Annotated in this window: 17 protein-coding genes and 2 pseudogenes; 11 read left to right on the plus strand and 8 right to left on the minus strand. The window is 68.1% G+C overall.

Going from position 1 to position 23,123, the window contains the following annotated elements; genetic code table 11:
• Nucleotides 1–14: 14 nt before the first annotated feature.
• The 7 genes and pseudogenes from OG598_RS04470 to OG598_RS04495 all read left to right on the plus strand — a co-directional run bounded on the left by OG598_RS04470 (nucleotide 15) and on the right by OG598_RS04495 (nucleotide 8,838).
• Nucleotides 15–1,643, plus strand: a complete 1,629-nt coding sequence (locus OG598_RS04470; protein ID WP_328653144.1) for a glycoside hydrolase family 27 protein — start codon at nucleotides 15–17, stop codon at nucleotides 1,641–1,643.
• Between the two features lie 165 nt (nucleotides 1,644–1,808).
• Nucleotides 1,809–2,864 (plus strand): arabinan endo-1,5-alpha-L-arabinosidase, encoded by a 1,056-nt coding sequence (locus OG598_RS04475; RefSeq protein WP_328653145.1) that lies wholly within the window; start codon nucleotides 1,809–1,811, stop codon nucleotides 2,862–2,864.
• Nucleotides 2,865–2,883: 19 nt separating this feature from the next.
• On the plus strand, nucleotides 2,884–4,353 hold the full coding sequence (locus tag OG598_RS04480) for a family 43 glycosylhydrolase (protein ID WP_328653146.1): 1,470 nt from the start codon (nucleotides 2,884–2,886) through the stop codon (nucleotides 4,351–4,353).
• Between the two features lie 187 nt (nucleotides 4,354–4,540).
• Entirely contained in the window at nucleotides 4,541–6,121 is a 1,581-nt protein-coding gene (locus OG598_RS04485; protein WP_328653147.1) for a ricin-type beta-trefoil lectin domain protein, read from the plus strand.
• 93 nt (nucleotides 6,122–6,214) lie between these two features.
• Nucleotides 6,215–7,537, plus strand: a complete 1,323-nt coding sequence (locus OG598_RS04490) for an RICIN domain-containing protein (protein WP_328653148.1) — start codon at nucleotides 6,215–6,217, stop codon at nucleotides 7,535–7,537.
• Between the two features lie 260 nt (nucleotides 7,538–7,797).
• Nucleotides 7,798–7,872, plus strand: a pseudogene (locus OG598_RS33520) (LacI family DNA-binding transcriptional regulator); the annotation flags it as partial.
• 189 nt (nucleotides 7,873–8,061) lie between these two features.
• Nucleotides 8,062–8,838, plus strand: coding sequence for a substrate-binding domain-containing protein (locus OG598_RS04495; RefSeq protein WP_442931493.1), 777 nt, complete (start codon nucleotides 8,062–8,064; stop codon nucleotides 8,836–8,838).
• 690 nt (nucleotides 8,839–9,528) lie between these two features.
• On the opposite strand, the gene OG598_RS04500 is transcribed toward OG598_RS04495, so the two are convergent.
• The 3 genes from OG598_RS04500 to OG598_RS04510 all read right to left on the minus strand — a co-directional run bounded on the left by OG598_RS04500 (nucleotide 9,529) and on the right by OG598_RS04510 (nucleotide 12,665).
• A complete protein-coding gene (locus tag OG598_RS04500) occupies nucleotides 9,529–10,284 on the minus strand; it encodes a hypothetical protein (RefSeq protein WP_328653149.1) in 756 nt (251 codons plus the stop codon).
• A 180-nt stretch (nucleotides 10,285–10,464) separates the two neighbouring features.
• Nucleotides 10,465–11,202, minus strand: a complete 738-nt coding sequence (locus OG598_RS04505; protein ID WP_442931455.1) for a carboxymuconolactone decarboxylase family protein — start codon at nucleotides 11,200–11,202, stop codon at nucleotides 10,465–10,467.
• Between the two features lie 530 nt (nucleotides 11,203–11,732).
• Nucleotides 11,733–12,665, minus strand: coding sequence for an NADP-dependent oxidoreductase (locus OG598_RS04510; protein ID WP_328653150.1), 933 nt, complete (start codon nucleotides 12,663–12,665; stop codon nucleotides 11,733–11,735).
• Between the two features lie 222 nt (nucleotides 12,666–12,887).
• Here OG598_RS04510 and OG598_RS04515 point away from each other — a divergent pair, with 222 nt between their 5' ends.
• On the plus strand, nucleotides 12,888–13,361 hold the full coding sequence (locus OG598_RS04515; RefSeq protein WP_328653151.1) for a MarR family winged helix-turn-helix transcriptional regulator: 474 nt from the start codon (nucleotides 12,888–12,890) through the stop codon (nucleotides 13,359–13,361).
• A gap of 282 nt (nucleotides 13,362–13,643) precedes the next feature.
• Nucleotides 13,644–13,806: pseudogene (locus tag OG598_RS04520) on the plus strand (IS3 family transposase); the annotation flags it as partial.
• Between the two features lie 136 nt (nucleotides 13,807–13,942).
• Here the strand turns inward: OG598_RS04520 and OG598_RS04525 are convergent.
• The 5 genes from OG598_RS04525 to OG598_RS04545 all read right to left on the minus strand — a co-directional run bounded on the left by OG598_RS04525 (nucleotide 13,943) and on the right by OG598_RS04545 (nucleotide 17,930).
• Complete coding sequence (locus OG598_RS04525; protein WP_328653152.1) at nucleotides 13,943–14,470, minus strand: S26 family signal peptidase; 528 nt, start codon at nucleotides 14,468–14,470, stop codon at nucleotides 13,943–13,945.
• An 80-nt stretch (nucleotides 14,471–14,550) separates the two neighbouring features.
• Nucleotides 14,551–16,467: an ABC transporter ATP-binding protein gene (locus OG598_RS04530; protein ID WP_328653153.1), complete on the minus strand. Its 1,917-nt coding sequence runs from the start codon at nucleotides 16,465–16,467 to the stop codon at nucleotides 14,551–14,553.
• Nucleotides 16,468–16,514: 47 nt separating this feature from the next.
• Complete coding sequence (locus OG598_RS04535; protein ID WP_328653154.1) at nucleotides 16,515–17,060, minus strand: hypothetical protein; 546 nt, start codon at nucleotides 17,058–17,060, stop codon at nucleotides 16,515–16,517.
• Nucleotides 17,061–17,076: 16 nt separating this feature from the next.
• Nucleotides 17,077–17,643: a MauE/DoxX family redox-associated membrane protein gene (locus OG598_RS04540; protein WP_328653155.1), complete on the minus strand. Its 567-nt coding sequence runs from the start codon at nucleotides 17,641–17,643 to the stop codon at nucleotides 17,077–17,079.
• Nucleotides 17,644–17,729: 86 nt separating this feature from the next.
• Nucleotides 17,730–17,930, minus strand: a complete 201-nt coding sequence (locus OG598_RS04545; protein WP_328653156.1) for a hypothetical protein — start codon at nucleotides 17,928–17,930, stop codon at nucleotides 17,730–17,732.
• Nucleotides 17,931–19,008: 1,078 nt separating this feature from the next.
• On the opposite strand from OG598_RS04545, the gene OG598_RS04550 reads away from it, so the two are divergent.
• Both OG598_RS04550 and OG598_RS04555 read left to right on the plus strand, forming a co-directional pair.
• On the plus strand, nucleotides 19,009–21,114 hold the full coding sequence (locus OG598_RS04550; protein WP_328653157.1) for a hypothetical protein: 2,106 nt from the start codon (nucleotides 19,009–19,011) through the stop codon (nucleotides 21,112–21,114).
• 760 nt (nucleotides 21,115–21,874) lie between these two features.
• The gene (locus OG598_RS04555; protein WP_328653158.1) at nucleotides 21,875–22,759 is read left to right on the plus strand and encodes a hypothetical protein; all 885 of its coding nucleotides are present in this window, start codon (nucleotides 21,875–21,877) and stop codon (nucleotides 22,757–22,759) included.
• The last annotated feature ends 364 nt before the right edge of the window (nucleotides 22,760–23,123 follow it).

Consider the following 23,123-nt stretch of genomic DNA (forward strand, 5'->3'; position numbering starts at 1 on the left):
CTGTGAGATCACGAATGCGAACGCCGCTGGCAGTCCTGGCCGCTACCGCCACCGTCGCGGTGGGCGCCGTGCTCGCCCCCCTCCCGCCCGCCTCCGCGGCGCCCGGCAGCCCGGCCGTGCGCCCACCTCTGGGGTGGAACAGCTGGAACACCTTCGGGTGCAACATCAACGAAGCCAAGATACGCGGCGCGGCGGACGCCATGGTCAACTCCGGCATGCGCGCGGCCGGCTACCAGTACGTGGTGGTCGACGACTGCTGGCAGGCGACGACCAGGGACGCGGCCGGCAACCTGCGCTCCGATCCGGCGCGATTCCCGTCCGGCATGAGGGCGCTCGGCGACTACATCCACTCCAAGGGGCTCAAGTTCGGCATCTATCAGGCGCCTCGTGAGGAGACCTGCGCCCAGTACTTCAACGCCATCGGTGGGGCCACCGGCGCCCTGAATCACGAGCAGCAGGACGCCAACACGTTCGCGTCGTGGGGCGTCGACTTTCTCAAGTACGACTGGTGCTCGCCCTGGGGCAGCCTGAACGATCAAATCGCGGGCTTCACGAAGATGCGCGACGCTCTGCGCGCCACGGGACGGCCGATCGTCTACTCGATCAACTCCAACAGCGCGCACTCCAACACCGGTCCGTCCTACAACTGGAGCCCGGTGGCGGACATGTGGCGCACCACCGAGGACATCACCGATCGGTGGAGCACCGGCTGTCGGGCCGACTGCTTCATGGGCGTCACCGAGATCCTCGATGTCCAGGCGCCCCTGGCTGCCTGGGCCGGCCCGCAGCACTGGAACGACCCCGACATGCTCGAGGTCGGTGTTCGCGGCACGTTCACGCCCACCGAAAACCGTGCCCACTTCAGCATGTGGGCGATCATGGCCGCACCGCTGATCGCCGGCAACGACATCACCACGATGTCCGCCGATGTCCGTGACGTACTGACCAACCCCGACGTGTTGGCGATCAACCAGGACAGCGCCGGACGCCAGGCCCAGCGGGTCCGCGACTTCGGCGAGACCGAAGTATGGGCCAAGACCCTCAGTGACGGCTCCGGCGCGGTCGCCCTGTTGAACCGCTCGGGCAACACCGCGACGGTGTCCACCTCCGCCGCCGAGATCGGCATGCCAACGGCCGGTAGCTATACCCTGGCCGACGTCTGGACGAAGGCGTCCCGGAACACCTCTGCGGCGATCAGCGCGACCGTTCCGCCGCACGGCGTGGTCATGTACCGGGTCCGGACCGGTTCGTCGACACCCACGACCTCCTTCAGCCTGCGCGGTGCGGGATCCGGTCGCTGCCTGGACGTGCTCGGCGGTGCGCCGACCGACGGCGCCCAAGCGGTCATCTGGGATTGCAACGGCGGCATCACGCAGGTCGTCACCGCGGCGTCGGGTCAGCTCCGCATCGGCGGCAAGTGCCTCGACGCCGAGAGCAACGGCACCGCGAATGGCACCAGGGTCATCCTCTGGACCTGCGGCGCGGGCGCCAACCAGCAGTGGACGATCCAAGCCGACGGCACCATACGAGGAGGACAGTCGGGCAAGTGCATCGACGTCAATCAGGCCGCAACAACCAACAACAGCCCTCTGGTCCTGTGGACCTGCTCCGGCGCGGCCAACCAACGCTGGACCCGCGTCTGACGGAGAGAGGTGGCCGGCGGTCGCTGCCGACCTCCATCCCGGAAATCGAACCACACCCATCGACGAACGCTCATGGGGTTCCACAACCGCGCCGACTGGCGTGTGACACACCGCGCCGACACTGCCCGCGATCGGGCTGCCCGGCGCCCGATCTAAGGACCTGTCGTGACAACTTCGGTTTCGTCCGTACAGAAAACACCCACCCTCCGCCGTCTGGCGGTGCTGTCGCTGTCCGTCGTTGCTCTGGCCGCCGGCGGGGCCGCGGCGACGCAACCCTCGTCCGCCGCGACGCTCGATGCGGCGCCGCAGGCGGCAGCAACGCCCACGACGCCGCCCGCGTCCTACCCGAATCCGGGCACGGTCACCGGTGACATCGGTGTGCACGACCCGACGGTCGTGGCCCGCCCGGGTGGCGGCTACCTGCTGGCCCACACCGGCAACAACATCGCCCTGAAGACCTCCACTGATCGGACCGCCTTCCGCAACGCCGGTGCGGTGTTCCCCAACGGCGCGTCGTGGACCACGACGTACACCGGCGGTAGCCGAAATCTGTGGGCACCGGACCTGACCTACCGTGACGGCCGGTACTGGCTGTACTACTCCGCCTCGACGTTCGGCTCCAACCGGTCCGCGATCTTCCTGGCCACGAGCACCACCGGCACCTCCGGCAGCTGGACCAACCAGGGCCTGGTGATCGAGTCGCGCACGTCCGACAACTTCAACGCCATCGACCCCAACCTGGTCGTCGACGCGTCCGGCAAGTGGTGGCTCAGCTTCGGATCGTTCTGGTCCGGCATCAAGATGGTGGCGCTGAACCCGTCCACGGGGAAACGCTCCGATGCGACAGTGCACAGCATCGCCGGCCGCAACGGGGGCGCGATCGAAGCCCCGGAGATCGCGCGGCACGGCAACTACTACTACCTGTGGGTGTCGTTCGACCGATGCTGCCAGGGTGCCGCGAGCACGTACCGGGTCATGGTGGGCCGGTCGACCTCGATCACCGGACCGTATCTCGACCGCAGCGGCAAGGCGATGACCGCCGGCGGTGGAACCCAGGTGCTGGCAGGGCACGGAAACATCCACGGACCCGGTCACCAGGCGGTGTTCACCGACACCGACGCCGACGTCCTCGTCTACCACTACTACGCCAACAACGGCGCCTCGCTGCTGGGCATCAACCTGCTCGGGTACGACGCCGCAGGTTGGCCGTTCGTCTACTGACCGGAAAGGAGATCCGACGATGCGCAGAATCCTGGTCACCGGGGTGGTGACGATGCTCGCCGCGGCGGGCACGGCGATCGCCACCCCAGCCGCCGAGGCTGCCACGGTGCAACCGAACGTGTCGTACGTGCTGGTCAACCGCAACAGCGGCAAGGCCCTCGACGTCTACAACCTGGCCACCACCGACGGCGCAGCGATCAACCAGTACACCCGCAACGACGGCGCCTGGCAGCAGTGGCGGTTCCTTGACTCCGGCAGCGGTTGGTACCGGCTGCAGTCCGTGCACAGCGGCAAAGTGCTGGACCTGCCGACCACCGCCGACGGCGTTCAGCTGGTGCAGAACGCCGACCGCAACGACTCCCGGCAGCAGTTCCGGCTCGCCGACTCGGCCGGCGGTCAGGTGCGGCTGATCAACCGCAACAGCGGCAAGGCCCTCGAGGTGTGGGAGTGGTCCACCGCCGACGGGGCGAAAGTTTCGCAGTACCAGGACCTCGACGGCGCGAACCAGCAGTGGCAGCTCGTCGCCCTCGGCGGTGGTGGCACCCGAACCTTCACCAACCCGATCAAGCGCAACGGCCCGGACCCGTGGCTGCAGTACCACAACGGGTACTACTACCTGGCCACCACGACGTGGAACTCCACCATCACCATGCGCCGATCGACGACGCTGGGCGGCTTGGCCAGCGCACCCGACCAGGTCATCTTCAACCTGGCCGGGCGGGCCAACGGCTGCTGCAACATGTGGGCGCCGGAGTTCCACCTGATCAACGGTCCGAACGGCAACCGCTGGTACTTCTACTACACCGCCGGCCGGAACGTCCCCGACTACAACCCCACCCAACGGCTGCACGTCCTCGAATCCGCCGGCACCGACCCGATGGGCCCGTACACCTTCAAAGCCGACCTCGGCGGCGACTGGTCCCTCGACGCGAGCGTGCTGAAGGTCGGCAGCAGCCTCTATCTGATGGCAACCTACGGCGGCGATGGCGCCGGGCAGAGCAACTCCATTCAGCGGCTGTCCAACCCCTGGACCCTGCAGGGCTCACGGTCGAGGCTCTCCTCGCCGACGCTGTCCTGGGAACGGCAGAGCGGGGCGGTCAACGAAGGACCCGAACCGCTGTATCACAACGGCAAGGTGATGGTCGTCTACTCGGCCTCCGCGTGCTGGGGTCCGGACTACAAGCTCGGGTTGCTCACCCTGACCGGCACCGATCCGTTGAACCCGGCGCACTGGACGAAGAAGTCCACCCCGGTCTTCCAGCGCAGCGACTCAAACGGTGTGTTCGCGCCCGGCCACAACGGGTTCTTCAAGTCGCCAGACGGCACGGAGGACTGGATCGTCTACCACGCCAACGACTCCGCCTCCGGCGGGTGCGACATGAACCGCTCCACCCGCGCCCAGAAGTTCACCTGGAACGCCGACGGCACACCCAACTTCGGAACCCCGGCACGGTTGGGCACGACGTTGACCGCCCCATCCGGCGAATAGCACCGCGCAAGGACCAGTCGCGGTTCGCTCCCGGCATCTCACTCGGTGCGGGCAGCGGCCACCCGGCTCAGATGCTCCGGCATCTGCGGAGGAGAGGAGCCCGCCGTCGGCGGCGGCGGGCTCCGAACCACCGCCATCTACGCCCAGAGCGCGACTCTCACCCCTCCTACCCCCGAAGGAGAACGACGTGCGCAAACCGTTCCGCATCGCGCTCACCGCGGCACTGGTCGCCGCTGCCGTGCCCGTGGTCCTGGCGTTCGCCGCGCCGGCTCAGGCCTTGGACAACGGGCTCGCCCGCACCCCGCAGCTGGGTTGGAACGACTGGAACAGCTTCGGCTGCAACGTCACCGACAGCCTGATCCGGCAGACCGCCGACGTCATGGTGTCCAGCGGCATGGCCGCCGCGGGATATTCGTACGTCAACATCGACGACTGCTGGTCCGAGCGCAGCCGCGACGGCAACGGCAACCTGGTGCCCGACCGCACCAAGTTCCCCAACGGGATGAAGGCCCTCGCCGACTACGTCCACGGCAAGGGCCTCAAGCTTGGCATCTACTCCTCGGCCGGCACCACGACCTGCGCCGGATACCCCGCCAGCCTCGGCAACGAGCAACGCGACGCCAACACCTGGGCGTCCTGGGGGATCGACTACCTCAAGTACGACAACTGCGGTGACCACGGCGGCCTGAGCGGACAGCAGCGCTACACCGCCATGCGTGACGCGCTGGCCCGCTCGGGCCGGCCGATCCTGTTCGCGCTGTGCAACTGGGGCCAGGACAACGTCGCGCAGTGGGGAGCCGCGACCGGCAACTCGTGGCGCACCACCGGCGACATCCAGGGCAACTGGAATTCGGTGATGGGAATCCTCGACTCCCAGCCCGGCTACGCCGGCGCATCGAAGCCAGGTGCCTGGAACGACCCGGACATGCTCGAGGTCGGCAACGGCCTGTCCGACACGGAGTCGCGCGCCCACTTCAGCCTCTGGGCACTGCTCAACGCGCCACTTCTCGCCGGCAACGACCTGCGCACCATGAGCGCAACCACCCGGTCGATCCTGACCAACACCGAGGTCATCGCCGTCAACCAGGACTGGGGCGGCCGGCAGGGCAACCGGATCGTCGACAACGGCAACTCCGAGATCTGGACCAAGCCGATGTCCAACGGGTCAATGGCCGTCGTGTTGCTCAACCGCGCCTCCAGCGCCGCCACCATCTCCACCTCCGCCTCCCAGATCGGGCTCGGCGCCGCGTCGAGCTACTCGGTGCGCGACCTATGGGCGCACACGAGCACCACCACCAGCGGCACCATCAGCACCTCGGTGCCGGCACACGGCGCCGCGATGTACATCGTGACCGGCGGCGGCACCACCAACCCGGGCGCCAGTTTCGGGTTGCGGGGGCAGGGGTCGGGCCGGTGTCTGGACATCACCGGTGCGTCGCAGGTCAACGGTGCGTTGGCCGAGATCTGGGACTGCAACGGTGGCGCGAACCAGCGATTCACCCAGACGTCGGCGGGCGAGCTGCGGGTCTACAACGGCACCAAGTGCCTCGATGTGTACAACCGAGGCACGGCCAACGGCACGGCGGTCGAGATCTGGGACTGCAACGGCCAGCCCAATCAGCAATTCCGGCTCAACGCCGACGCCACGGTGACCGCGGTGGGCGCCAACAAGTGCCTGGACGTCAACGGTGCCGCCACGGCCAACGGCACGCGCGTGCAGATCTGGGACTGCGCCGGCGGCAGCAACCAGAAGTGGACCCGGCAGTAACTCGCCGGCAATGCCGGACCGGATGCCGAACGGCGCGGCATTCGGTCCACGGGACGTCATACCTGGTCGAACACATCGTAAGGAGCGATATTCATGCAGAGACGCAATTTCCTCAGGCTGGGCGTTGCCGGAGCGGCGACCGTGGGCGCGGGATCCATCTTCGGTACCTGGCCGGCAAACGCCGACCCAGTCCGACCGCTGCGGGCCGCGCCGACCACGCCGTTCGCCGTGGGCGTGCGCCAGTTCAACTGGACGCGGGGCGCCCGCCGGATCACCACCTTCGTGTATTACCCCGCCGCCGGCACCCCCGGCGGCAATCCCATCAACAACGCCCCCGTCGCCCCGGGTGTCTTCCCCCTGTGCGCCTATCAACACGGCCTCGGCGGCACCCCGCAGGGCGCCCTGGCAGTCATCCGCCCGCTGGCCGCGGCCGGCTTCATCGTCCCCGCCGTCAGCGTGCCCGGCGTCGGCATCGGTGACACCTACAACGGCGAACTGCCCAGGGACAACTCCGAAGCCATCACCCGGACCCTGGCCCTGAACACCGCCAACGACCCGTTGGCCGGCCACATCGACACCACCGTCGGCGTCGGCATGTCCGGTCACTCGATGGGCGGAATGACCACCCACGCGATGCTCACCGCGTTCCCCGACCCCCGGATCAAGGCCGCGATCCCGATGTCCTGCGTGGACATGGGCAACCCGAGCGGCGCCGTCGGCGCCAACGTGTTGTTCATCCACGGCGACCGCGACCCGACCTGCCCGTACTCGTCGGCGCGCCAGGCATATTCGGAGCTGCCCGCGACCAAGGCATTCCTCACCTTCCTCGGGGGCGACCACGGCAACTTCTTCGGCAACGCCCTGTCAATGCGAACCTCCGTCGACTGGATGCGGTGGAGCCTGTACGCCGACACCACCGCCCGCGACCGCCTCACCGCCGACGCGACGTCATCCACCACGAGATGGGAGTTCGTCCCCGGCTCGACCCAGCCGCCGCCAACCACGACCTACTACAACCTCGTGGCCCAGCACAGCGGCAAGGTCGCCGAGATCACCGGCGCCTCCACGGCCGTCGGTGCCAGCCTCGCCCAGTGGTCGAGCAACGGCGGCCAGCACCAGCAGTTCACGTTCCTCGACGCCGGCGGCGGCTATGTCCGCATCAGGGCCCGCCACAGCGGCCTGGTCCTCCAGGTCGCCAACAACACCAGCGGCGCCGACATCACTCAGCAGCCCGACACCAACGCCGCCAGCCAGCAGTGGCGCATCGCCGACCAGGGCGGCGTGGTCAGCCTCACCAATCGGCAGTCCGGCCTTGCCTTGGACGTGTGGGAGCGCTCGACCGCCGACGGCGCCCGCATCTCCCAGTACGCCTACTCCGGCAACCCCAACCAGCGCTTCACCCGCCGACCCGTCTGACGGCGTCCCTGCACTGACTGTGGGTTCTGTTGAAAGGACCGTGGCGTGGAACCCGCCGCCCCGCGTGCCGGCCTGCGCCGGAACCGGGGCGGCGGCGAGCTTGCCGAGACCTTCTCGGCGGCCATCCTCCGGAGCTGGACCGTGGATGACTGAAAGTGGGGGAGGTGCGGGTTGTGGGTGAGATGAACAGCCCCGAGGTGGTGGGCGGCCGGTGGCCGGACGATGCCTCGACCCGTACGACGTGGCTCGCGCGGCCCGTCATGCGTGATGTCGCCAAGCTGGCGGGGGTGTCCTCACAGACGGTCTCCCGGGTGATCAACCGGCAGCCACACGTGTCGGCCGCAACTCGGCGACGGGTGTTGGATGCGATGCGGAAGTTGAACTATCGCCGGAACCCTGCTGCTCGTGCGTTGGTCACACGGCGCTCGGGGACGTTGGGGATCATTGGTTACGAGAGCCCGTTGTTCGGGCCGACGTCGATGTTGTACGCGATTGAGGGGGCGGCCCGGGCGGCGGGTTACTTCGTGAGCGTTGCCAGCGTCCGTCATCTGGACCGCTGGTCGGTGCTCGACGCGGTCGACTGGTTGTGCCAGCAGTCGGTGGAGGGGGTCATCGCTATCGCCCCGAAGTCGGCGATGGCTGGCGCGTTGGCCGAGGTGTCGCCGGAGATCGCCTGCGTGACCGTCGGCGGAGGCAGCATCGATGCGGTGCCGAGTGCGCGGATCGACAACGTCGCCGGGGCTCGGTTGGCCACCCGGTACCTGCTCGACCTGGGGCACCGTACCGTCCACCACGTGGCCGGTCCGGACGACTGGCCGGAGGCCAGCGAGCGGTTGCGTGGCTGGCGTGAGGCGTTGCAGGAGGCGGGTCTGCCGATCCCCGCCGTGCTGTCCGGAGACTGGAGCGCCCGGGCGGGGTACGAGCAGGGCCAGCGGCTGGCGGCCGATCCATGCGTGACGGCCGTCTTCTGCGCCAGTGACCAGCTGGCTCTCGGCGTGTTGCGGGCCCTGCACGAGGCCGGTCGGCGGGTCCCCGAGGACGTCAGCGTGGTGGGTTTCGACGGCGGGCTCGATGGCGCGCATTACCTGCCGCCGCTGACCACCGTGTGCCAGGATTTCGCCGAGCTGGGTCGGCTCAGCCTGGGGCTGCTGCTGTCCCAACTTGAGCAGCCCGGGGGTAGCTCGACGTCGAGACGCCAGCTGCTCGTGCCTGAGCTGGTGATTAGGCGTAGTACGGCGCCATCTCCCGACCCGTGCCGCACCGGCGACCTACCTTGGACCCGTCGTGGCCAGCGAGCGTGACCGACCGATCCGGCGGCGCTGTCTTGCCGAGAACGAGTGCCACCGGTCGTCGATGGCTCTGTTACCAGAACCTGGCCCGCTGTCAGCGTCGAAACAGCGCCCACACCGCCCCTCAGGAGCCGTAAAACATCGGAACGTCCCGCCACGGCGCACCGACTCCCACCCGTCACCGGATGCCGTCGATGAGCTGCCGCTTGCTCCACCGCGACGTCGGCCCGGCCGCTTGCCCACAGGCAGCAGCGGCGCCTGCACCGCCCACTGAACTTCGGTCGCGTCGAACCACTCCGTCACCGCTACGGTTCCCACAAGGTTCTGGCATTTAGGTTCTTCTTGGTCGAATAACCTCTACCGGAGGCCTCGTCATGTAACGGCTATCAGCAGCTAGATGAATATCTGAAAACGGCAGTAGCGGAGCGACGGTAGGTGATCGGCCGGATATCGTCCGGCGTGAGCTCCTGGAGAAGATCGAGGAGGTCGGCCTTCGTTGTTCCCCGCCTGGCCGGTGCCGGCTGTCGTTGTAGAGTCCTCAGGCCCCTGAACAGAGCCGGTCCCATCGACGTACCACCCTGGGCATCCGTGCTGCTGTCAGTATGGATCCCGGAAGCCGCGACTCAAGTTACCAGCAACCTTCTGCCCAGGGCTTCTTGCGTGGTGACCTCTTCGGCGGAGCCGAAGAGGTCACCACCACAGCTAGACTTGCGTGAGCTTCAGAGTTGCGCTGAGCGTCATCGGCGGTGGGGCAATGGGTCGTGTCGCCCCTCGGACACAAATGATTTGCCCACGGTGTGCGCTGAGATCGATTGCAGCGCGCACCGTTTGCGTTTCGGTCTGGTAGGTGAGTCGCAGTCCGAGTTGCCGGTGGACCTCGGCTGTGTCGTCGGGGTCGGCGTCGCGCAGCACGGCGACGATGTCGCCGAGCGCTCGGACTAGGTCGGCGATCTGGGAGTGGCTCATCCGGCGTGGCTGTGTCTGCTGGGTCGTTTGAAGATCGGCTTCGGCTTGTGTCCGTTCGGCCTGGGTTTGGGTGATCCAGCCGGTGACTAGTGCGGGGTCTGCGCCGGCGTCGAGGGCGGCCCGGTACTGGGCGATTTTTGCGTCGCAGGCTGCGATCGTGGTCTGTGCTGCGGCGGTATGTGGCCTCAGTTGGTCCGTTGGTTGGGCGTCGCACATGGCGGTGATCGTTTGGTCGAGGTGGTCCGGGGTGAACGCGGATGCCAGCCACTCGTTGAGCGGGTCGGTGAGGCCGTCGGCGACATCAGCACCGCCGCGGCGCCGATCCTCCGGCTCTCGAGGACGGGACTTCCGACCTCGGTGCTGTCCCTCATCCGGATACGGCTCACCGCCACGGAGAAGAGGCGCGTCGGGATCCTCGCGATGCATCCGCAACGCATGATCGAATATCGACAAGTGGGGTCCGAGCAGTCCAGGCTCGGGTGTCACGCTCACCGGCGGACGGAGGACTCGATTCTTTCGATCATGCCCGGATCCTGCCAGGCGCTTCACCCGACCAGAAACCCGCGCCGGATTGGTTGACCTCCCGGCCACGTGCTGGACGCTCCTGCAGATCGACTGTCCCGGCCGCGGTGCTGTACGTGTCGAAACCGGAAACAGGAGTCGATGCCGGGATCACGCTTGTGTGTGCTCAGGCAGCCGGTGATCCGGTTGGCTCGGGTCGCCCGTCGGGCGGTAGCCGAACCTGACGATCCGGCGTGCGGAGTCGGTGTAGGCCTCCTGCCCGTCGGGCGCGAAGACGCCGAGGCCATCGACGTAACGGTTGTACATGCAGAACGCGGCGGCGATCAGGACGCTGTCGTGAATCTCCAGGTCGGTGGCGCCTTCCGCGCGAGCGTTCTCGACCATCTCGGCGGTGACGCTGCGGCCGTCGACCTGTACCGCGCCCGCGATGCGCAGCAGCGCGCGTAGCTTGGCCGGGACCGGGGCGGTATCGAGGTCGGCGCGCACCTGGTCGACGAGGGTCATACCCTGCTCGAGCTGCACTGCGGCGGAGGCCGAATGCGACGCGCAGCAGAAGGTGCACTCGTTGAGCCCGGATACGTATGCGGCGATCAGTTCGCGCTCGCCGGCCGGGAGCGAATGCGGGGCGCGCAGCAGTACCTCGGCCAGCTCGCTGAGCGGCTTGGACGTTTCCGGGCGGTACCGCATGAGGCCGGTGATGCCGGGGAACCGGGTCTCGTCGACGCCGAGATTGATGTGTGCCATGGTCTTCTCGCCTTTCAGGCATGGGCCGCGGCCCAGTCGGACGTTGCCTCTGCCGATCACGCTGGCCAGAACGGGGGCGTGACCGATGCTGCTGCGCAGCGTCGCCCGAGCCCCGTTAACACCGGTCCGAGGCACCGTCGTCACGCCGATCACGCTCTCGCCAGGTCCACCGGACGGATCCTTCCTCCGGGCCCTCCGTAGCTCGTGACGGGTCGATCCGGGCCGTCGATCGATGATCGTAGTGGTCAGGTTGGCCACCGTCGACCGGGCGCTGGGTGCCTGGCGCTTGTACCTTGCACCCGCTCGGCTGGGGCAGGGTTGGCACGGGCGATGCCGGCAGTTCCAGGCACCGCGAGCTGTTACGCCTGTTCCTTGAGCAGGGGTGACGCCGGTCCGATGCCGCGCTCTGGTCGATGCACTCAATTGCCGCCATCAGAGCTCGTCTTGACGAGGATGTTGCCCTGCTGGTCGAAAGCGCTTTAGGGCATCCCGCCGCCGTCACTTGAGACGCCTGCGTTGTAACCCTGGCATGGCGAGCTGCCGCCAGCGTTCGATCGGACCCCTCCACGTTGCCCGCTGGCCGCGGCTCCGACCGGCCGGCCGAGCTGCTCCGTATACGTCCACGTCCACCGCCGAGGAGGGGCTTCGTGGGTGGACCTGGACGTGGCGTGGCCTCAGACGACGATGACTGTTTTGCCGAGCAGCTTGCCGTTGCTTGCATCCTGGTGGATGGTCGGCAGTTCCTCCAGCGACCGGCGGTCGGCGATGTGCAGCTTGAGTACGCCGATGTCGATGCGGGAGACGAGGTCGGCCAGGTGGGAGGCGTCGGGGCCGACCCACACACCGGCCGTGCGTACCGAGCGTGCCTCGTCGGCCGGCACCGGGCCGGCGGAGCTGACGACGATGCCGCCGTCGGCCACGTAGGGGGTCAGCTTCGCGAGGTCCTCGGGAGCCAGGCGTACGTGGTTCACCACCACGTCGAAGGGGCCACCGACAGGGGCCGGGCCTGCGTCGAGGTCCAGCGGGTCGACGACCTTCTCCGCACCGTAGCCGTTCAGGCGGTCGGCATGCTGCGGGCCGTCGACGGCGGTCACCTTCGCGCCGGCTTCGACGGCGAGCTGGACCACGATGCTTCCCACCGCACCGCCTGCCCCGTTGACGAGAATGGTCTGGCCGGTCTTGATCCCGGCGAGCTCGACGGCTGCTTGGCGAGCGGCCAGCCCGGTCAGGGGTAGTGCGGCAGCGTCGGTCAGGGGGATGCTGCGGGGCGCGGCGGTCACCAGGTCGGCCGCCACGACCGCGTACTCGGCGGCTCCGCCGTGCTCGTGCAGCGGGAACATGGCGATGATCGGGTCGCCGATCTGCAGTCCGCTGACTCCGTCGCCGAGCTCGGCAATGGTGCCCGCGACGTCGAGGCCGGGGGTGATCGGCAGCGGGGTGGGGATCATCTCAGCGAGGACACCCAGCCGGATGTGGTCGTCGACGGGGTTGAACGAGGTGGCCACCACCTTCACCAGCACTTGGCCGACGCCGGGGACCGGACGCTCCACCTCCTCCTGGCGCAGAACCTCGGTGCTGCCGAACTCGTGGTAGCGAATAGCCTTCACTGCACTCTCCTCATGGTTTCGGGGTGTCGGATCCGTGGCGAACGGGGAATCTCCGGACGCCGCAGCGCCTCCGCACTTGCCTGGGCAACTGTGAACGAGTGTGTTTGACTTGCCTAGGCAAGTCAAGGTGTGCGGCATCACAGAGGCCGGCCGGGTCAGTTCCTGCCTCTGAGCAGAAAGGCATCCGGGTGCCAGGGTTGCCCAGTCAAGTAAGCTGCGCGAATGACCGGCACCCCCCAATGGCTCGACGACGAGCAGCAAAAGCTGTGGCAGGACTTGCGCACCGTCGTCATCGCGCTGCCCACGCTGCTAGACCGCCAGTTGCAGCGGGACGAGGGCATCTCGAACTTCGAGTACAGCGTGATGGCTCGGCTGTCCATGACCGAGACGCACACGATGCGGCTCAGCGACCTGGCCGCGCAGTGCGACAGCACGCAACCACGGCTGTCCAAGCTGATGGTCCGTTTCGAGCAGCAGGGGTGGGTCACGCGGTGCCCTGACCCAAACAACGGCCGGTACACCCTCGCGACCCTGACTGACGCCGGACTGCATAAAGTCGAGGACAGTGCCCCGGCTCACGTCGAGCGGGTCAGGCAACTGGTGTTCGACCCACTCAGCGCTGCACAGCAACGCCACCTCGGCGCCGCGCTCTCCCGCATCGCCGCTCTGGTACGCGAGCAACTCGACGGCCGGTGAACGACGCCCACCGAACTGAACTCGATACCTCAGCCGGGTCCCCAGGGTTCCGTCTTAGCGACGGCTCACCCAGCTGGGTCCTGCTCCAGTTGGCCGGTCGCGGCGATTCCCCTGATCTGGATCGATTTTTGCGCGCCGAACTTCCGCAGGCTCGGAAGCGTGCCCAGGCGTCCGGTCTAGCGGGAGCAGGGGCGGCCGTTGCGGCGATCGATGTCGTTGGGGCTCTGTCGGAGGATTCCATCGGCGACGCTGGGGGGCTGCCTCGCATGGCGGGCCTAGCTTTGGCGCAGTCTCGCCCAAGTCGAACTAGCAACCGCCGAGTGGGTCGACTGGTACAACAACCAGCGCCTGCACTCCGCCCATCGGGCACGTCCCACCCACCGAATACGAATCGATGTTCTACGCTCAACCCCAGCCCCGCGAGGTGGTAGGAGTCGACAGCTGAGGTCTCCACAGAACCCGGGGCGATTCATATGCCTTCGATCGTGAGTAAGCGTCGCGAAGCAGACCTACTACTACCCCTGGTGGAGTCCGCCCGTGTCGATGGTGAGCCGCGCATCGCGCTGGCGAAGGGTACGGGGTCAGTCGCGCGTGATCTCTGGTGCCACCCGCTCACCGGCGCGATTCGCGGTGCTCAGGCGGCGGACCACGGTGCCGAGCAGGTCATCGCTGCGGTAGTAGCCGACGTGCCGCGAATCGGTGCTGGCACCTCGGTTGTCCCCCAGCAGGACGAGCCGACCGGCGGGCACCCTGGTACCCGGCCGTACGGTCGCGAGTGGCACGGGCTGGCCTGGTGTGGCCGCCACCCGCTTGATAATCCAGGAGGGCGTGGTCGCGGCATCCGAGCCGGCCGGCGGGTGCCGGAGCACCACCACGTCGCCGGCTCGGGGCCCACTGTCGCGGCGGACCAGAACCCGGTCCCCCTCCCGGAAGGCCGGTTCCATGCTCCGCCCACGAACCGTCACCGCGACGAATCGTCTGGTAAACCGGGACATCTCCACCGCCGCGCGGACCAGAGTCGCGAGCACCAGCACCGCACCGGTCTGCCTGGGCGGTGCGACACCCCAGAGCAGCCCGGTGCCCACGGTCCATAGCACGACCTCTGTCACCAGGTGGATCCGGCGCGCCCTCAAAAGATCCGTCCGGCGGACAGACCGGGACAACGACGCGGGCCCGAGCATCGGCGTGCTCATTGCAGGGGAACCGTGGTCAGCAGACGTTCGGCCGGCGGACCCTGATGATCGTCGGACTGTTCGCGCCCGCCCGCTGGCAACTGGTATCCCGCCGCCTGTAGGGAAAAGAGCCGGGCATAGGCACCGCGAGCCGCCATCAGGGAGCTGTGGTCGCCGTCCTCCACCAGCTTCCCGTCCGCCAACACGACGATCCAGTCGGCGTCGCGCACCGCGCCTAGCCGGTGCGACACAAGCAGGCTCGTCCGTCCGGCGCGATACCGCTGCAGCGAACGGTGCAGCTCGGCCTCGGCCTCGGCGTCGAGTCCGGCGCTCGGCTCGTCGAGGATCATCAGGTCGCACTGGTCGCGCACCAGGGCCCGGGCCAGGGCGAGGCGTTGCCACTGTCCGCCGGAGAGCACAACGCCCACCGTGGGGTCCTCCCGGTCGTCGGTCGTACCGAAGAAGCTCCGGGAGAGCAGGGTGTCGTAGCCTCGTGGCAGGGTGTCGAGCAGGTCGTGGATCCCGGCCCGCCGGGCGGCTGCCACCAGGCGGGCCCGGTCGTGGAGGGTGTCGATGTCGCCGAGCGCGATGTTCTGCGCGGCCGACAGGTCGTACTCCATGTAGTCCTGGAATACTGCGGCGATCCGCCGCCGCAAGGCGGTCACGTCCACGTCGCGAATGTCGATCCCGTCCCAGAGCACCGCGCCGCGGTTGGGGTCGTAGAGCCGGCACAATAACTTGGCGATCGTGGACTTGCCCGCGCCGTTGAGCCCGACCACCGCGAGCGTCTGGCCGTACGGGATCCGCAGACTGACGCCGCGCAGGATCCACGGGTGCTCATCGGAGTAGCGGAACCACACGTCACGCAGCTCGATCGCGCCCGTCAGCGGCGGCACCGGTGCGGCAGCCGGCAGGACCGGGAGGTCGGCAGGGGCGTCGACCACCGCACGGTGATGTTCGAACATGAGCATGGCCTGATGCGTACGAGCCAACTCACCGGCGAGGGCCGCCAGTGCGCCCTGCACGCCGACGATGGCGGTGACGAACAGGGTGATGTCCCCGATCGACAGCTCTCCGCGGACGGCCGCGTCGACCGCCCAGAGCATTCCCGCCCCGGCGGCGAGTCCCGCGGTCAGTCCGAGCGCCGACTGGACGATGGCCTCCCGGCGGTCCACCGCGCGCTTGGCCGAGTTGGCGACACGCCGCTCGGCGAGCATGAGTCCGCGTAGGAAGGGTCCGGTGCCGAAGAGCCGGACCTCCTTTGCGGCCGCCGCGTTGGAGAGCAGTTGGCTGTAGAACATCTCCCGGCGCTCCGCGGGGCCGATCTGCCAGAACATTCTGGCCCGCATCCGGGAGAGTGCTATCTCGGCGCCGAGGGCTGGTAGGCCGGCGCCGAACACCAGCAGCGCGAGCGACGGGTCCACGAGAAGCAGCGAGCCCAGAAAGCCTGACATCATGACCACACTTCGGATGACGCCCAGCAGTCCGTCGACGACCTGGTTCGGCATCGCCCCCGCAGTCATCTGTGCCAGTCGAAGCCGGTTCAGGAAGCGCGGCTCCTCGAAGCGGCCCAATCCCACGAAACGCTCCACAGCGGCGTAGAGCCGGTCCTGGGCGAGCAGGCCCACCGCCCGATCCATCTCCGCCCGCAGGTACTGGGTGACGTGCGGAAGCAGGCTAACCGCCACCCCGGTCACCGCGACGCCGAGCGCGGCCGTCGTCACCGAGCCGGTGCCGCCTCCTGCGCGCAGCCCGGCCAGGTCGTCCAGGAGTACCTTCATCAGCCAGGCGGTCGCCACCGGGAACAGGGCACCCAGCGCGGTCAGGACCAGATAGCAGGCGAGCGCCCGGGGTGCCGCGCGAACCGCGAGGACGCCCGCGGCCAGGATCAGTCTCGTCTGTGCCCCGATGCCGGTCGGCAGGCGGAAGGACACCTCGGCATCGGCCGTACCACCCCCGCCCGCATCTCCTGCCCGGCCGCTCATGCCGCCGCGGCCAGCACAGCCTGATTCAGGTCTACCGTGTCGGCGGTGACCAGAAGTCGGCCGTCGGGCCCAGGGGCGACCATCAGCACGGACGGGTACCCCTTCACCTTGAACGCCGTGCTGAGCTCACCGTCGTAACCCTCGAGCACCACCCGTGCCACGGGTCGAAGCGCGGCGACGAAATCCGCCGCGTCCGCGGCTGCTCCGGCCACGACCGCCACCACCCGGTCCATTCCGCCGGGCATGGTGCGGGCCCGTTCGACGAACTGGGGCAGCATGGTCCGGCAGGGCTGGCACCCCACAGAGAAGAAACCGACGAGGGTGCCTGCGAGAAAATTGTCGCCGTCGAGCCTGTCTCCCTCGACGTCCACTGTCGAGAATGCACCGACCTGGTCGCCGGCCTTCAACCCGTGCGGCAGGCTTTCGCCACCGGCGAGTATCTCGCTGTGCTCCCGTAGCCGCTTGATGACACCAAGAGTGAGCACCAGATCGAGTACGCACACCATCCCGACCATGATCACGGCTGCCATCAGGTAGAGCATCGAAGTCTCCTCAGTCTCATCTGCGCTCCCGGGTGACCCCGGGAGTCTTCGGTTCGGTTCGGAACAGGTCGACGATGTTGTCTAGGCTGACGATCAACAGGCCGAGCAGGGTCCCGGCGCAGACCGCCAGCACGGACCCACCGGGGTCGGTTGGCCCGTCGGCCCAGCCGGCCGCAACCGCCACCGCCGCCACCGCCGCCAAGGCGACCAGCAGCGCATTGCGGAACACGTGACGTGCACTCAGGGGTGTGCTGGACGCGCCGAAGCATCGGCACGAAACACGCACCTGGCGACGGCTGACGAGTAGGACACCCACCGTGAAGACGGCCAACAGCGCCGTCGCCACCGCGAATCCAACCGAAACCGCTGCCCGGAACGGAAACGCGAGCAGCGCACAGACGGCGGACTCGGTCGCGACCACCAGCAGGGCAGCCGGCCGGGCCAGGGTTTCCGGCAGCAGCCGCATCTCGCGTACCGACGTCACGAACAGTTTGAAGCTGGCGCGGGTGGCCACCTTGCCGACGACGGCGCCCAGGAACACGGTCATCATCAGGCAGCGGATGCCGGTGGCGAGGTACTGCACTGCGAACTCCCTCCCGTTGCGGTGGTGCCGCCCGGCCGGCGGGAGGGCACTGCTGCCCTTCCGCCGGCCGGTGCCTCGAGCGTGCGTCAGACGAAGCAGACCGTGACCTTGTTGCAGCCGGAGCCGGTCCGGCAGCACGCCATGCACGCGGCCCCGCCGGGGCACTGGTAGCAGCTCGGGAAGTACTTCTCGCTGTAGCCCGACGAGCACGTCGCCGCAGCCGCTTCCACCCGAGGAACGAATCTGGCCAACAGGTTGCTGCCCAGAGACTCGATCTTCTTGTACAAGGGAGGACTCCTCTCAATTCGGCGGCCCCGATGGGCTCGCTACCGGGTCAACCGTCTCGGACGGACCCGCAGCAAAGTTGTAGAGAACCTTGAAACTCCTGCTCAACCCGCACCTGCGAGCGCCCGCTGCCGCCGGCGTCTGGGGCGGATCAGGAGATTGCGGCGGGCCCGACCTACTCCGGACGAGGTCTCGGTCCGCGATGGACGGTTGTAGTTTCCAGACCAGATAACGCTGAGCAGTTGATCTAGGCCCGCACCTGGGCGATTGACTGAAGGCGGCGGGCCGCCGGGAGCTGCCTCGCCGTTTCCGTGATCCCGGTAGGTGGGGTGCGAGATCAACGCCGGTGTCGGCGGTGGTGCTCGTCGTTCTCGGCGGTGATGCGGGCGCAGGTCTCCTCGCCCAGCCGGACGTAGATGCCAAAGCGTGGCGAGGTGCCGGTGGCGGGACTTGGCCTGGAGTTCGGCGGCGCGGCGGCCCTTTGGCGGCGAGGTGGGTCAGGCCGTGGCGCACACCTCTCTTGTCAACCCGCCGGCAGCAGAGAGGTCCCCGTTAGCGAGACAGACCCTAGTAGCCGCGTGCGGTGTCGGGGGAACGCGCTCCGAATGCACCGCACGCGGCGAGCGTCGCAGGCGAACCTGCTGGAGTCCGCCACGGTTCCGTTATCTGAGACGCCGATCCCACGGGCAGCGCCGTGACCAGGCCCTTCAGTCTGGAGACCTCTTCGGAGTGCCCGAAGATATCGGCATGGCGCTTTCGGTCACCCAGCCGGATGACCTTGGCTCATGCCGATGAGCGGATGGCGTTCGACCGCGAGCACACAAGCAGCGAGCGGGGCCGGGGGAGCGCCGGCTGGAGAAAGCAGGGTGCACTGAACGTCCTTGAACCGCATCCAACGGTGTCGAACATTCCTCAACGGCACCCGCCCCTACCCGCGGCTCCACGTCCGCTTCAGGTCAAAGCGGGTCAGGCGTCCTGTTTCACCGCAGGGCGCCGGGATCGCAGGAGCGGTGTGAGACCGCGACTTCGCGGCGACCGGCCGGGACCCGGTCAGGCCGGGAGCCGGGTAGTCTACTCACTGTGATCAATGCCCGCAGGGGTCTGCTGCTGATCGTTTTCCTTGGGATAGCAGGCATCATCGCCGCCGGGTATGTCATGTTGGCTGAGCATCCTGAGCATGTCGGACCCGTCCAGACCCTCACGGCGCTGCTGACGGTAGCCGTGACGGCCATTCCCATGCTGTGGCGCAGGTTCGTGCACCGGCCGGACCCTGCGCCAGAGTTGATCGATCGCGTCGTCGACCGGTTGGCCGATCAAATCCGTGGGGGAGTCGAGTCTGATCTGGAACAGCGGGGGTTGCGTGTCCTGCCACCCATACCGCTTCGCTGGGAGTGGTCCGAGCGCGACCTTGGCGCATCGCGGGACGCAGCCGTCAATCCGACGTGGACGGAACATCGGGCGGCTTCGCTGCCGGGGATGAGCACAATCGGTCTGGGTGAGATTGACAGCGGAAGTCTGGCGGATCTAATCCAGGTGTACGGCGGTGTGGCGTCCGGGCGGGTGGTGTTGCTCGGCGACGCCGGGGCGGGCAAGACCAGCGCTGCGCTGCAGCTGGTGCTCAGCGCACTGAACCACCGCCGCTCGCTCGATCCGGTCGACCAGGCCCGCACGCCCGTGCCGGTGATGCTGCAGCTCCACGACTGGAATCCGGGCCAGCTGGATTTCCTTTCCTGGGCCACGTCCCAGCTGCTGCACACCTATTCCTTCCTGCGATCAACGGACTTCGGGCCGGGCGTCGTCCGCGAGATGCTGGCCGCTGGCCGCGTTTCCTTCGTCCTTGACAGCCTCGATGCGGTACCGCCGCGGTTGCGTCCAGCGGTCCTGCAGAAGCTGAACGCGCTGACAGCGCAGCGCATGGTGCTACTCAGCCGCGGCGACGAGATGGGCGACGCCGCTGCTCGGCAGGGCCTGTTGATCGGAGCGGCAACCCTTGAGCTCATGCCTCCCACGGCGGCGCAGGCCGCCGATTATCTGGAGTGCTTCCCCGGCACGCCGACACCCACCTGGGGACGCCTGCTTCGGCGCCTGCGCGGCGGATCTCGCGACGGCTTCATCAAGGCACTGGAGAACCCCTTTATGCTCAGCCTGGTTCGCGACCTGCAGGGGCGCGAGGATCGGCTCGGCGAGCTGCTCAATCCACGCCGTCGGCGTAGCCGCAAAGCGGCCGAGGAGTACCTGCTCGATACCATTCTGCTCAACGCCTACGGCCAGCATCCCAACACCGACGGCCCACTGCCGCGTTACACGGTCGACCAGGCACGCCGTTGGCTCGGCCGGCTCGCCTGGCGGCTCGACGAGACCGACGATCGCGACGTGGCCTGGTGGCGCGTTTCCCGTTGGCTACCCTCCTTCGTCCAGCTCGTCATGACGTTCACCGTCTCAGGGGTGATCGGCACCATCGTCTCGGGGTTGCTCCTCGTGACCGGCGATGAAGCCACCGCCCCCATCGCGTCGGGCATCGTCTTCGGGCTCCTCATTGGCATGCCTGCTGGGCTACTCACGCATCAGGGCGGCGACCTGATGTTCGGTAGCACCTCCGACGAGCCTCGCGCGTGGGCCTTCAACCGGCTGCGCTCGCTGGCCGCCCCGAGTGCTGTCCTGGGGTGGTTGATGCTGGCCGGTGCGGAGTTCGCGCTCATACGGCTGCGGTTCACCTACTTTCCCGAGCCCGGAGAAGACGCGCCCAGTCCGATCCACACGCTGGTGGTTAGCGTGGCCTTCGCCCTGGCACTGATGCTTGTTCATGCCGGAGCCTGGCCTACCGGCACCGACCGGAGCACCGTAGATCCGTGGACCTGTTGGAAGCGTGATCTCGGCTGCGGCTTGCTGATCGGTGCGGTGCTCGGACTGGGCGGCATCCTTGTCCTCTCCGCCGGAGTGCCCTCGGCGCGCGGAATCGCCTTCAATCTGGCGTTCGGCCTGGGATTTGGTGTCACGGTGTCTCGGGTATGGCGGGCGCTCCTCGTGTTCGTCTGGCTGCGCGTTCAGGGCGATGGTCCGCTGCGGATGATGCACTTCCTCGAAGACGCCCGGGCCAGACATGTCCTGCGCACCGTCGGCCCGCGATACCAGTTCCGGCACGCACGCCTGCAAGACCGCCTCGCCATGCAAGCCGCCCCCGAATAGCGATTTACAGCCCGGCGTGCAGGGTTCGCGCTGCGGACGACCGCCGGGCCGAGCGGACCGGTTCGGCAAGCGGTCGGCCACCGCGAAAGACCGCGAGTGGTTGGCCGCCCACGCGCTCGCGCCGATCTCGGGTGTGGCTCCGCATGTTGTACGGGGGCGTCCGCTCATGGTCGAGGAGCGAAGGCTGTCCCGTTCAGATCCGGCAGCCGACCTCGGTGACCGTCGAGAGCGGCACCATCCGCAGCGACGACGTCATCGCCCCGGCCGGGTCGTCGCCGGGCGGCACGTCCTCGCCGTGCCAGAGGATGAGCCGCCTGCCGTCGCAGACGCGTGCGCTGCGGCATCCGGATCTGCCGCCGATAGCGTGGGGCGCAGCCAACTCGGGCGGGCACACGTCCTGCTACTCGAGGATCGGATAGGGCGGGGGGCGCCTGCCGATCCCCTCACTGCGGACTCACCACCCCAACAGCCTGATGCAAGGGCGGCTTCCGCAACGGCGCGGCTGTGCGGTGTCGGGAATCAGCGCCGCCTAGCCGTAGGCAGCTCTTCCGATGGTGACATCGACGTGCTTCGGTAAGCACACCACCACCGTACGTCACTGGGAGTAGAGATGGCCCGGACTGTTCGGAACGGCTTCTTGGTCAGTCTGACCGCTGTTGCCCTCACCGCAACGCTGGGCCTGCCCGGCGTTGCCACGGCCGAGCCGAAGCGCCGGCCCGTTCCGGTCTGCGCGCTACGACCACTGCCCTTACCAGCGGACATGAACGGTAGAGCTCTGACGGTCGACCCGACTGGTCGGTTCATCGCCGGTATCGGCTACCGAACCGATGACGCCGATTCGCAGCCGCTACTGCTGCTCTGGGCCGGAACGCCGCGCCGACCCAGGCCGGGGGTGTGGGACGAACCCCGCCTCACCGTCGTCACCATAGGAGCGCCGCTGCAAGTCGAGGACATCAATCGGTACGGCGTTGCCGTCGGCAGTGTCTTCGACGGCAACGTCTACCGCCCCTGGCGCTACCGCAACGGGCGCCTGGATTGGTTACCCGTCCTGCCGACTGTCTCCAACACCTTGGCGCTGGGGCTCAACTCACGCGGCGACATCGTTGGCCTGGGCGCCGTTGAAGAGACCGAGTCGACCCTGCCGCTGCTCTGGCCCGCCGACCGGCCGGGCACCGTCGAGGTGATCGACGCCCCGTTTTACGCCAGCGCGAGGGAGATCCTCGACGACGGCACCATCATCGGCACCGCCGGCAGCTTCGGTTGGGTACGCCATCCCGACGCAAGGACCGACCGGCTCACCGCCCCCGGGGCCCGGTGGTCGGGGATCGCCGCGGCCCGGGGGGCCTGGGCAGTCGGTAGCATCGGCACCGGCAGTGAGGGCGGGGACAGCGCCCTGGTGCGCTGGGACCTGCGGACTGGCGTGGCGTCCGCCGTGAACCCGGCGCTGGTATCAACGCAGGACGTCAACAGTCGAGGCGCAGTGCTCGGCGACCGAGCCGTCGACCACGGCGACCGGCTCGTCGCCCTGGGCGGCGCCATCCCCGGTGTCCGAGACCCCTTCGGCTGGGGAATCGCCGACGACGGCCTCGTCGTAGGCTCCATCAACGGCTCCCGACTGCGCCCAGCGCGCTGGATCAACTGTTGAAATAGCCGGCGTCACGGCTTCTGTCCTGTGTCTTCCTCGGGTCGGAGGAGGCCATGGATGCGCCGAGGGGCCCTTAAGCACCGGCAGTCACGAAGGCGGCTCCAGTAACCGTAGGCTAGTCGTGCATAGCACCCTGATAGAGAGCATGCTCGGTGCATTTGCGGTGACGATTACCGGCCAACGGTCCGGCACGAGCCCATTTGGGGGAGCAGGTTGGGAGCAGCGGGGTGCCCTGAACGGCCCTGAACTGCGTCCAACGGCATCGAACGGCGCTCAACTGCACCCACCCCTGCCTGCGGCCCCACGTTGTCCCAGGTCAGAGTCGGTGCGGCGTCCTGTTTCACACCGGAGTGCTCCGCGGTTT

The sequence above is a fragment of the Micromonospora sp. NBC_00330 genome, assembly GCF_036136635.1.
Taxonomy (GTDB): Bacteria; Actinomycetota; Actinomycetes; order Mycobacteriales; family Micromonosporaceae; genus Micromonospora; species Micromonospora salmantinae.

Coding starts and splice junctions, on each gene's coding strand:
- OG598_RS04470 (WP_328653144.1), top strand. CDS start 15: ATGCGAACGCCGCTGGCAGTCCTGGCCGCTACCGCCACCGTCGCGGTG.
- OG598_RS04480 (WP_328653146.1), top strand. CDS start 2,884: ATGCGCAGAATCCTGGTCACCGGGGTGGTGACGATGCTCGCCGCGGCG.
- OG598_RS04490 (WP_328653148.1), top strand. CDS start 6,215: ATGCAGAGACGCAATTTCCTCAGGCTGGGCGTTGCCGGAGCGGCGACC.
- OG598_RS04515 (WP_328653151.1), top strand. CDS start 12,888: ATGACCGGCACCCCCCAATGGCTCGACGACGAGCAGCAAAAGCTGTGG.
- OG598_RS04535 (WP_328653154.1), bottom strand. CDS start 17,060: ATGCTCTACCTGATGGCAGCCGTGATCATGGTCGGGATGGTGTGCGTA.
- OG598_RS04555 (WP_328653158.1), top strand. CDS start 21,875: ATGAACGGTAGAGCTCTGACGGTCGACCCGACTGGTCGGTTCATCGCC.